Genomic DNA, 10,885 nt, shown 5'->3' on the forward strand with positions numbered 1-10,885 from the left:
AAGCCGCGCGAAGAAGCCGTCCCGCTCGGCTTGCAAAAACGTTCACCGAATCGGCATAGCCGCTCCGAGCCCTCGTTCGCTCCGCTCACGAGGACATGAAAAACACCCGCTCGCTCACTCGCGTTGCTCGTTCGCTCGCGGTAGAACTCCTGGCGCTCGCCGCAACCGCCCCGCCTCCGCACAACACCGCCGAAGCCCTCGGGCGCTCGCGTTGCTCACGGGTCGCTCCGCTCCCCGTTCGCTCGGCGGCGCTCACTACGTTCGCGCCACCCACCGCTCACGCCCTCGCCCTTCATCCGCCAGGAGAGCAAGCTCTCCTGAGTCTCGTGGTTCGAAAATCAGAGATTTTCGTCATCACGAAAGACGCGAAGCGTCTTTCGGACGAACTCGCTGCGTTCTCGTGAACGAAAGTGAACGAGAGTCCGGAGCACGTTCCACGTGCTCCGGCACTCGTCGAGACGCCAGGCCCGCACCACCGTCGCCGCTTGCGTCGGACTATTTCACTTTCACTCCGGGGATGGCACCGGTTGATACCTCCCGGGACCCGTTCGACAGGTATGTTCGAGGAACTCGCCGCGACGTGCGAGGCGGCCGAGTGCGACCGCGACCTCCCGGACGAACCCGCGCTCGTCTTCCGCGACCCGGCCGGGGAGCGCCGTGCGTACGAGTGTGCGTGCGGGGAAGTCACGGTGACGATCGCGAAGACACAGACATAAGCACCGCACCGACGAGGGAGCGGTATGGAAGCGGTCGTCGACGCACACGGTCACGAGCACGTCACCGCCCAGCATGCGAGCACGCTCGAACTCACGAGCGACGACTACCTCACGTCCGCCGGCGACTGCATCCTCGGGATCGAGGCCGACCGCACGCCCGCCGACTTCGATCCCGAGTTCGTCGCGGCCTGTCGCGACGTCGACGCGACGATCACCGCGACGTTCGAGGCGGGCGATCACACCGAGATGGTCCGCGGGCGCGGTCATCCAGAGTTCGAATTCACGAACGACCGGAGCCTGGTCTGTCGGACGAGCGAGTACGTCGACGACCGCACGGTGATGGTGGGTGCGGACGCAGCGGCCGCCGACCTCGATCGGGAGTTCGCGGCGGCGCTCGCCGAGGGTGCGGACCTCCGGGCTACCTTCCGGGTCGAATAGGGTTTTGTGGCCGGCGACCGTCCCACAGCCATGAGCGACGACGCCGAGCCGACACGGAACATCAGCGGCGGTCCCGACGGTGGCGGGCTCGAAACGGCGTTCGAGGAGCGCGCAGCCGACACGCGCGCCGAGGCCGTGGTGGACCGGCTCGGGGAGCTGTACTGGCAGAAGACCTACGGCGGCCAAGACGCCTTCGAGTGTCTCGTGCGCACGATCCTGAGCCAGAACACCTCGGACAAGGCGAGCCAGCCCGCCCACGACGCGCTGATGGATCGGTACGGCGGGAGGGACGGCGATCTCGCCGCTGCGCTCGCCGACGCCGATCAACCCACGCTCGCCGAGACCATCGAGTCGGCGGGCCTCTACAATCAGAAATCGAAGACGATGATCACCATCGCCGAGCGCGTGGTCGACGAGTACGGGAGCGCAGCCGAGTTCGACGAGTTCGTGACCGAGACGGAGCCAGAAACGGTACGCGACGCACTGCTCGATTTCTCGGGTGTGGGTCCCAAGACCGCCGACTGCGTGCTCCTGTTTTCGGGCGGGCGCGCGGGCGTCTTCCCGGTCGACACCCACGTCCACCGCATCTACCGCCGGCTCGGGATCGCGCCGCCCGACGCCGACCACGAGGAGGTCAGGGCGGTCGTCGAAGACCAGGTGCCGGCGGAGAAGTGCGGGTTCGGTCACACCGCCTCGATCCAGTTCGGGCGGGAGTACTGCTCCGCGCGCAAGCCAGCCTGTCTCGACGACCCCGACGCCTGTCCGATGGCGGATCTCTGCGACCAGATCGGCGTCTATCCCGACACGGGCGAGGTGGTCGATCCCGCCGACGCGTCGGTCGAATAGCCGCCACTACCGACGAACGACGACGACCAGCGCGAGCGAGACGAGCACGAACGCGATCAGCGAGAGGTTCGGCACGGAGAGACCGAGAAATCGGTACTGCACAGCCGAACAGCCACCGCCGATCGAGCACGTTCCGGACCCGCCGCTGATCTGGAGCCACGAGTGATACGCGGCGATACCGGCTCCGAGAACCGATAGCGGCAGCGCGGTGCGGTAGACGCGGGCGCGGTTTTCGAGCGCGGCCACGCCGAGGATCACCGTCAGAGGATACATCAGGATGCGCTGGTACCAGCAGAGTTCGCAGGGAATCAGCCCGAGGCCGAGGCTGAGATAGAGGCTCCAGACGGTGGCGACCGCCGTGACGAGCGTGGCGGCCGCAAGTGGGAGGCGGCTATTACTGATTTTCATTGACTACTGCACAGACTGCATCGTTGAATACCCTCGTAATATCATCTGCTATTTCTTGATGATCCTCGAAAGCGTCTCGAAGTGCCTCGTAGTAGCTATGGGGGAGTTCTTCCTGTTCGAAGGAGTATTCTTCTTCAGTCATCCACATTTTGTAGCCATCGTTCCGCGTAAGGTCTCGGCTTTGGAAGAAGTCACGAATTCTCTCATCGTCATGAAACCGCTCGTTGAATTCGTCGGTGAAGTCACTATCTGCTCCTTTCGGACAGTACAATTGAAAAGTGAGGAAGCCCTGTCTAAATGGGTCATCGCTGATGTTGTGTGTGAAGCTTATCCGATAGGGTGCATTGCCGTTGTCTGTCTGTTCTCCATCTTCCGTGAGCTGCCACTCCTTTCGATAGATGTGCGCGAAATCACCCCTACAACGCCATTTTTCATCACTCCAATTTGGTGGCATGAAATCGCTGGGGAACCGCTCTTTCCACCTTTTCCGCTCCCGTTCTTGCACGCTGTCAAGCGCACTCTCTACCTGGTTGAATGTATCGGCGTACTCGAAGTACAGCCGCATCTTATCTATCTCGTCCCGCTCTATTTTCTCGTCTATCATGTATAGTTCTCGTCTGATGGTGTCGAGGAAATCGGTCAGCTGTGCGTGACTTCTCGACGGGTAACGGCCGTAGCTCTGATGCTCGAACCTCTCTAGGTTCTCAACTATTTTGCGCCAGGATATGTTGGCAAAAATCAGATGATTTGGCACTTGCCGCTGATTCGGGCGCAAGGTAGATATAGCTGTGATTGTCTTCCTCTCTGTCCTCGTACTCTTCGATTTCTTCAGTCGTTCTGCTAAATTCGTTTTTGTCAATGTTCCCTATCTTCTTCGAACGGACGTACTCAACAGTCTGATCGTTGTGCTCCGACGCGCCGACCTTCATCTCGATGATGACGAACCAGCGACGTTCGGAGTAAATCGTAATGTCCGGCCTAACTCCTAAGTCACGCATCACCCACTCGGATTTGACTTCGAGTTCTCCGAAGTCGAACCGGTCGAAATCGAATTCCAGTTCCGAATTCTCTTCCAACAGCGACAAGAACGCTTCGAGGAAGTCTGTACCAAAACCGTGTGGTTCCGATGGGTCAAGGAAGTACGACAGAATCGTGTTCCAGTCCGTCTCTTTGGACTCCTGTCCGAGGAGTTGAAGGAACGTCTGTGGCGGCTTCTCGACATCGGGCAACTGTTCGAAGTCTCGCTGGAATTCCGAGAGTGAACCATCCAACTCCTCGGCTTCGTTCGCCATTCACACCCGGTCTCGTACCGGCGTGACATAAACGTTCGTCCGATTACCTGCTCAGTCGCGAAAATTCTACTTAAAACGGAACGTCTCCAGGTTCTTCGGCGCGAACGTTCGCATGTTGTAGTTGTGATACAGCGCGGAGGAGAGGTCCTGGACGCTCGACTCGTCGCCGTGGACGCAGAGCACCTTCTCGGGGCGGGGGTTCATCGTCTTCACGAAGTTCTCCAGACCCTGGCGGTCGGCGTGGCCCGAGAACCCGTCGACGGTCTCGACGTCGAACTCGAGGTTGAGGGTGTTCGAGCGCCCGCGGCCATTACGGGGGATCTCGTCCCAGCCGTTCTGGATGCGGCGGCCGAGGGTGCCCTGGGCCTGGTAGCCGACGAAGACCATCGTGGTGTCGGGGTCGCTCCCCAGATGGTCGAGCCACGACATGATCGGGCCGCCGGTGACCATCCCCGAGGTCGAGAGGACGATCGCAGGATCGCCGGCAGCGACCTCCTCGCGCTCGTCGTCGCCCTCGTCGATGTGGTTGAACTGCGGCGCGAGGAAGGGGTTGCCGTCGTCGTGGAAGATGCGATCACGGAGGTCGTCCCGGAGGTACTCGGGGTAGGTGGTGTGGATCGCGGTCGCCTCCCAGATCATCCCGTCCAGATGGACCGGCATCTCGGGGATCTTCCCGGAGCGCATCGCCTCCTCGAGGACGAGCATGATCTCCTGGGAGCGGCCCACCGCAAAGGCCGGGATCAGGATCTTGCCACCCTGGTCGTGGGTCTCGTTGATGACCTCGATCAGCTTCTCCTCGGAGTCGGCCTGATCAGTTTGATAGTCGTTCCGTCCACCATATGTGGACTCCATCACGAGCGTCTCGACCCGCGGGAAGTCGTTGACCGCGCCGTTGAACAGTCTGGTGTCGTCGTAGTGGATGTCGCCCGAAAAGGCCACGTTGTAGAACCCATCGCCGATGTGGAAGTGTGCTACCGACGAACCCAAAATATGGCCGGCGTTGTGGAGCGTGAGCTTCACGTCGGGCGCGATGTCGGTGACGTCGCCGTACTCGATCGGGATGGCGTGTTTGACCGCCTCCCGGACCATCGCGCTGTCGTAGGGCGGGCTGCGGCCCTCCTTCGCCGCGACGTCGAGGTAGTCGAGCTGGAGAAGGCCCATCAGGTCGCGGGTCGGCTCGGTGGTGTAGATCGGCCCGTCGTAGCCGTACTTAAAGAGGAGGGGGATCAGCGCGGAGTGATCGAGGTGGGCGTGGGTCAGGACGACGGCGTCGAGCGAGTTCAGCGGGTTCGCCTCAGGGACCTGGAGGTAAGGCGCGTCGTCGGAGCCTGGCTTGTCGCCACAGTCGATCAGGATCCTCGTCTCGGGCGTCGAGAGGATGAAGCTCGCGCGGCCGACCTCCCGACAGCAGCCGAGGGTGGAGATCCGGACCCACTCGTCGTCGGCCATCTCCTCGCGGTGGATCTGCCGGCCGACCCGTTCGAGGATGTCCCGTCGCTCCTCGCGTTCCTGCTTGAGGAAGCTTCTGACATTGGAAACCGTGGAGGACTCGATCGGCGGGGTTCTGACGACTTCGGGCGTCCAGCCGACTTCCTGGGTGATCTCCCGGAGCGTCGAACCGTGGCGGCCGATCACCATCCCTGGTTTGGCGGCCTCGATCACGACCTCGCCGGTGTCGGCGTGGAAGTCGAGATCGGAGACGTCGGCCTTCTCGGGGATCACGTTCAGGACCTGCTCGCGCGCGCTCGCCGGATCGGTGAGCGCGTCGGGGACCGGACGAACAGTGATGCGTTTGCGGAGCTGGCCCGCGAGGTTCCGGATCAGATCGCCGTTGCGCGCGAACTTCTTCGGGTCGCGCGTGTAGATCACGAGCTCCGGCCCCTCGTAGGTCACGTCCGACACGGAGATGTCGTTCGGGAGTTCGTCGACTATCGTCGCCTGTAGCTCGTCGAGCTGCTTGTCAACCGTACTCATAGTGAGATTCGGGTCATGTGCTGAGAGACTGCGCGTGTGCCGGTCCGGCGTCGCGCCAGGCTCCCGAGAGGACCTGACCCCGATCGTCGGAGTGGGTCGGTCCGTTCGGTGGTCGGGAGCCGTTGGCGTGAGGCGCGGACTGTGGCATACAATACTCTCTGGAGGTCGTTCGGCCCGCACGACGGGCCCGTGGGTCCGGACTCGTGACGATGGACCGCTGAGAGTCCGGAGAACCCGCGTGTACCTGCTCCTATCGGTGGGCGGTAATAAAACCTTTCGCAAAGCGTACCCCGCCGCCAGTCCGTTCGCCCGTATGCGACTCACCCCGGCCACCGTCGCCGACGAGCGCGAGTGGATCGCGGAGCGCGCCCCGACCGTGGTCCCGTTGCTCAACGACGTTCGCACCGACCTCGCCGCCGCCTTCGATACCGAGGTCGGCAGCGTCTCGGCGGACACGTACCGTGCGGAGGTCGATGCGGTGTTCGCCGACGGCGATCTCGCGGTCAACGTCGCCGCGCTCTCGGGCCTGCTGCGCGATCTCGACGTCGAGGACGACTATCCGGGCTTCGTCGTCGACGAGCTGCTGGGCCGCGAACTCGCCGGGACCATCGCCGGCAACCAACCGCTCCGACTGCTCGGTGAGGCCACCTTCCACTACGCCGACGTCACGACACATACCGAGGGCACGGCGGGGCTCGACGATCTCGACGCCGCGCTTGCGGCCGGCTTTCAGACCCGCCTTCCAGGCTGGGAGTGGACCGCGAGCGAGAGTCCGTTCGCGGTCGATTCCGACGACTCCCGCTCGTGATCGCGTTCGCACGGCGCGCGCGATGTGTGCGGTGGTGAAGCCGAGAGTATCGGCCAGGCGTGCGGGTTTCCCCAACCCGTTTTACCGGCGACCGCCAACCGCGGAGAACCACCCGTGAGTTCGGACCACGCCCTCGACGCCGAGTACATCGAACAGCGACGCGAGTCGATCGATCACCCGCTTCTCAGACTGTTCGTCGAGTTCGGCCGGGGCAGCCGCCGGTGGTTCGTCGTCGGCGTGCTGTCGAGCACGCTCGCCCGATTCCTCTCGCTGGTCCCGCCAGTGCTCCTCGGGGTCGCGATCGACGCGCTCTTCGAGAACACCACCGCGTTCACGCTGCCGTACGTCCCGACGGCGTGGCTGCCCGAGACCACGGCGGCCCAGTTCTGGTTCGCGGTCGCCGTGATGGCGGTCGCGATGGTCGGGGCCGCCGTATTGAACTTCGTCCGCCAGTCCACGCTCAACCTCTTCTCTCACCGGGTCAAACACGAGGTCCGGACCGCGAGCTACCAGCGGATGCAGCGCCTCGACATGGAGTTCTTCAACGAGACCCAGACCGGCGAGCTGATGAGCATTCTCTCGAACGACACCAACAGGCTGGAGCAGTTCCTCGACTCGATGATGGGCGAGGCGATCCAGCTCGGGGTGCTCATTCTGGGGACGGCCGCGATCCTGACCGCGATCAACCCCCAGCTCGCGGCGGTCACGCTCGCCGTGATCCCGGTCGCCGGGGCGTTCACCTACTGGTTCATGCGCGTCGCGGAGGAGCGCTACGCCGACGTCCGTTCGTCGGTCGGCGACCTGAACAGCCGGCTGGAGAACAACCTCGGCGGGATCGAGGTCATCAAGTCCTCGAACACCGAAGGCTACGAGGACGAGCGGGTGCGCGAGCACTCGTATCGGTATTTCCGGCTCGACTGGCTCGCGCTTCGACTCAACTTCATCTACCGGCCCGGGCTGGAGGCGCTGATCTCGATCTCGTTCGTGCTCACCTTCGTCGTCGGTGGCCTCTGGGTCGTCGACGGTACGGCCCCCGGTCCCCTCACGGGATCGCTAACCGCCGGCGATCTCGTCACCTTCCTGCTCCTGACCCAGCGCCTCGTCGAGCCACTCTCGCAGATGGGGACCATCGTCGACCGCTACGAGGACGCCAAAGCCTCCACCAAGCGTATCCTCGGGCTGATGTCGATTCCCGTTTCGATCGAGAACGCGCCCGACGCGACCGCACTCGATACCGTGGAGGGCCGTGTCGAGTACGATGACGCCTCCTTCGGCTACGACGACGAGCGCGTGCTCCACGACATCGATTTCACCGCCGAGCCTGGCGACACCGTCGGCCTCGTCGGCCCGACCGGTGCGGGCAAAACAACCGTTCTGAAGCTGCTCCTCCGGCTGTACGACGTCGACGAGGGATCGATCCGGGTCGACGGCCACGACATCCGGGACCTGACGCTCGAAAGCCTCCGCGGGGCGATCGGCTACGTCGGCCAGGAGAACTTCCTGTTCGACGGCACGGTGCGGGAGAACATCCGCTACGGGCGGTTCGACGCCGACGACGCGGCGGTGGTCGAGGCCGCAAAGCGCGCGGAGGCCCACGAGTTCATCGCCAACCTCCCCGAGGGGTACGACACCGACATCGGCGAGCGCGGCGTGAAACTCTCCGGCGGCCAGCGTCAGCGCGTCGCGATCGCGCGGACTATCCTCCAGGATCCCGCCATTCTGATCTTCGACGAGGCGACCTCGGCGGTCGACACCGAAACCGAGCTCTTGATCCAGCGCTCGATCGACGAGCTCGCCGCCGACCGGACGACGTTCGCGATCGCCCACCGACTCTCGACGGTGCGCGACGCCGATCGGATCCTCGTGCTCGACGACGGTCGGATCGCCGAACGCGGTACTCACGACGAACTGATCGAAGAAGACGGGCTATACGCCAACCTCTGGCGGGTCCAGGCCGGCGAGATCGGCGATCTCCCGAAGGAGTTCGTCGCGCGCGCGAGCGAGCGGATCGCCCAGCAGACGCCCGACAGCGCCGGGACCGACTGAGGGCTTGGCGGCTACGACTCGTAGTTCATCTTCACGAACGCCTCCTCGTGATCGTCCACCGTTGCTCGGTTGTCGAACACCTCGAACCCGCAGGTTTCGTAGAAGGGAACCAACCCCTCACGACAGAGGAGTTCGATCACGTCGATAGCTTCGAGAGCCGGATGCTCGACGATCGCCTCCATGAGCCGTTCGCCCACCCCTTCGTTGCGCCGCGATTCGGCAACGATCACGTCGTAGACTTCGGCGTAGTAGACGAAATCCCTGAACACGCGCGCCGCCGCAACTAGTTGGTCCGTCTCGCAGCCCAACCGCAAGCGAGGTGTTTTCGAGCGCTTGCTCGACATCGCCCCGCTCGCGGTCGGCCCACCACTCGAACTCGCGGTACAGTTCCACGTATTCGTCGGCGTTCTCGGGGCCGAGTTCGACCGCCGCCACGTCGGTCATGGTTGGTGGTCACGTCGATCTTGACGTAGTTCTACCGACAATCAACCGATCCTACAAACCCTGACACCAATGAAAACCGCAGGCCACACGCCTCCCCAACCGACTCCTTCGCCCCGCTCACTTTGTTCACTCGGTTCAGTCATCCCTCGCGCGAGTCGCACGCTTCGCGTGCGACTCGCGCGCCAACCGCCCCACAACAGAGGTCACAAATCAGTCGATCCCGGTTGTTGGCCACGATCTTCACGTTCGGGCATCGAATTTATGCCGTTGCGGCTGTTCCCAGCGAGTATGCACGACTGGCTCGACGTGCGGTTCGCCATCCGCCGAGTCGGTCGTCGGTTCCCGTTCCCGCCGGGTGGCTCCTGAGCCACCCCCACATTTTTCGCCGCGTTCGGCCGAACCGCACCGCGTTTAAACCGTCCCGGAAACAGCAGTACGTATGAGCGAGCCAGAGACACAGGAGCTCGGGATCACCGAGTCGAAGGAGCACAGCCCCGGCGAGTGGTACGCCGAAGTCGTCCAGAAGGCGGGTCTCGCGGACTACGCCCCGATGGGCGGGTTCATCGTCACGCGCCCCCGCGGGTACGCCCTCTGGGAGCGCATCCAGGATCACCTCGATGGGTGGTTCAAGGATACGGGAGTGCAGAACGCCTACTTCCCGCTGTTCATCCCCGAGAGCTACCTCGAACGCGAAAAGGACATCGTCGAGGGGTTCGACCCCGAGGTGGCGTGGGTAACGCAGGCCGGCAACGACGAACTCGACGAGCGCCTCGCGGTCCGACCCACCAGCGAGTCGATCATCACGCCGTTCATGAGCCAGTGGATCCGGAGCCACCGCGACCTCCCGATGCGACTGAACCAGTGGTGTTCGGTGGTGCGCTGGGAGGCAACGGATACGAAACCGTTCTTCCGCACGAAAGAGTTCCTCTGGCAGGAGGGCCACACCGCCCACCGCGACGAGGCAAGCGCGTGGGAGGAGACCATGCTTCGACTCGACCAGTACCGCCGACTCCACGAGGACGTGCTCGCGCTCCCGGTGCTGGAGGGCCGCAAGCCCGAACACGACAAGTTCCCCGGTGCGCACACCACCGCGGCGATCGAGTCGCTGATGCCCGACGGCAAGGCACTCCAGTCCGCCACCAGTCACTACCTGGGTGATGGGTTCGCCGAGGCGTTCGACGTGACCTACGTCGACGAGGACGAGAACGAACACGTCGCCCACACCGCCTCGTGGGGGCTGTCGTGGCGCGCGCTCGGCGGGATGATCATGACCCATTCGGACGACCAGGGACTCAGCCTCCCGCCGACGCTCGCGCCCGAGCAGGTGGTCGTCGTGCCGATCTGGCAGGAAGACACCCGCGACGAGGTGCTGGAGTACGCTGCCGACCTCGCCGCGGAGCTCGACGAGGCGGGCCACCGGGTCGAACTCGACGACCGCGACGAGCGCAACCCCGGGTTCAAGTTCAACGAGTGGGAGCTCAAGGGCGTCCCGCTCCGGATCGAGATCGGGCCGAACGAGGTCGAGGACAACGAAGCGACCGTCGTCCACCGCCCCGACGGCGAGTCGGCGGTCGAGGACCGCGAGGGGATCGCCGGCGCGGTCGGCGACCATCTCGATACGATCCACGCGAAGCTCTACGCCGCCGCCGAACAGGACTTGGAGGAGAACGTCCGCGAGGCCGAGAGTCGCAACGAGCTGCTGGGAACCATCGGCCAGCATGGCGGTCTCGTCAAAACTGGCTGGTGCGGCGACGAGGACTGCGAGGCCGCGATCAAGGACGAGATCGCCGCCGAGATCGTGCTGGTGCCCCTCGAACGCGACACCGACCCCGTTCACGAGGAGTGTGTGGTCTGTGACGATGCAGCGGTCGAGACGGCATACTTCGCCAAGTCCTACTGATCTCGCCGCACGT

General features: G+C 64.0%; 11 protein-coding genes. 6 read left to right on the forward strand and 5 right to left on the reverse strand.

Annotation, left to right across the window (positions count from 1 at the left end):
• The first annotated feature begins 557 nt into the window (after nucleotides 1-557).
• The 3 genes from TX76_RS18080 to TX76_RS08365 are packed head-to-tail and all read left to right on the forward strand — an operon-like array spanning nucleotide 558 to nucleotide 2,000.
• On the forward strand, nucleotides 558-716 hold the full coding sequence (locus TX76_RS18080) for a hypothetical protein (protein WP_195156027.1): 159 nt from the start codon (nucleotides 558-560) through the stop codon (nucleotides 714-716).
• Between the two features lie 24 nt (nucleotides 717-740).
• On the forward strand, nucleotides 741-1,154 hold the full coding sequence (locus TX76_RS08360) for a DUF371 domain-containing protein (protein WP_049901479.1): 414 nt from the start codon (nucleotides 741-743) through the stop codon (nucleotides 1,152-1,154).
• 30 nt (nucleotides 1,155-1,184) lie between these two features.
• Nucleotides 1,185-2,000, forward strand: a complete 816-nt coding sequence (locus TX76_RS08365) for an endonuclease III domain-containing protein (protein WP_049901481.1) — start codon at nucleotides 1,185-1,187, stop codon at nucleotides 1,998-2,000.
• A 6-nt stretch (nucleotides 2,001-2,006) separates the two neighbouring features.
• Here the strand turns inward: TX76_RS08365 and TX76_RS08370 are convergent, their stop codons facing one another.
• From TX76_RS08370 to TX76_RS08385, 4 genes are all read right to left on the reverse strand, one after another.
• Nucleotides 2,007-2,408 carry a disulfide bond formation protein B gene (locus tag TX76_RS08370; protein ID WP_049901483.1) on the reverse strand — a complete coding sequence of 134 codons (402 nt, stop codon included), beginning with the start codon at nucleotides 2,406-2,408 and terminating at the stop codon, nucleotides 2,007-2,009.
• Nucleotides 2,395-3,012, reverse strand: coding sequence for a hypothetical protein (locus TX76_RS08375; RefSeq protein WP_049901486.1), 618 nt, complete (start codon nucleotides 3,010-3,012; stop codon nucleotides 2,395-2,397). Before TX76_RS08375 ends, TX76_RS08370 begins: the two co-directional genes overlap by 14 nt.
• A gap of 100 nt (nucleotides 3,013-3,112) precedes the next feature.
• Nucleotides 3,113-3,700: a PD-(D/E)XK nuclease family protein gene (locus TX76_RS08380; protein ID WP_049901488.1), complete on the reverse strand. Its 588-nt coding sequence runs from the start codon at nucleotides 3,698-3,700 to the stop codon at nucleotides 3,113-3,115.
• A 66-nt stretch (nucleotides 3,701-3,766) separates the two neighbouring features.
• Complete coding sequence (locus tag TX76_RS08385; RefSeq protein ID WP_049901491.1) at nucleotides 3,767-5,674, reverse strand: beta-CASP ribonuclease aCPSF1; 1,908 nt, start codon at nucleotides 5,672-5,674, stop codon at nucleotides 3,767-3,769.
• Between the two features lie 313 nt (nucleotides 5,675-5,987).
• Between TX76_RS08385 and TX76_RS08390 the strand changes: the two genes are divergently transcribed.
• A complete protein-coding gene (locus TX76_RS08390) occupies nucleotides 5,988-6,482 on the forward strand; it encodes a hypothetical protein (RefSeq protein ID WP_049901494.1) in 495 nt (164 codons plus the stop codon).
• Between the two features lie 114 nt (nucleotides 6,483-6,596).
• Nucleotides 6,597-8,528, forward strand: coding sequence for an ABC transporter ATP-binding protein (locus tag TX76_RS08395; RefSeq protein WP_049901496.1), 1,932 nt, complete (start codon nucleotides 6,597-6,599; stop codon nucleotides 8,526-8,528).
• A gap of 11 nt (nucleotides 8,529-8,539) precedes the next feature.
• On the opposite strand, the gene TX76_RS08400 is transcribed toward TX76_RS08395, so the two are convergent.
• Nucleotides 8,540-8,797 carry a GNAT family N-acetyltransferase gene (locus tag TX76_RS08400; RefSeq protein ID WP_195156028.1) on the reverse strand — a complete coding sequence of 86 codons (258 nt, stop codon included), beginning with the start codon at nucleotides 8,795-8,797 and terminating at the stop codon, nucleotides 8,540-8,542.
• A 614-nt stretch (nucleotides 8,798-9,411) separates the two neighbouring features.
• On the opposite strand from TX76_RS08400, the gene proS reads away from it, so the two are divergent.
• Nucleotides 9,412-10,872 (forward strand): proline--tRNA ligase, encoded by a 1,461-nt coding sequence (gene proS, locus TX76_RS08405; protein WP_049901499.1) that lies wholly within the window; start codon nucleotides 9,412-9,414, stop codon nucleotides 10,870-10,872.
• Nucleotides 10,873-10,885: the final 13 nt, after the last annotated feature.

This window comes from Halococcus agarilyticus, assembly GCF_000334895.1.
Classification (GTDB): Archaea; Halobacteriota; Halobacteria; order Halobacteriales; family Halococcaceae; genus Halococcus; species Halococcus agarilyticus.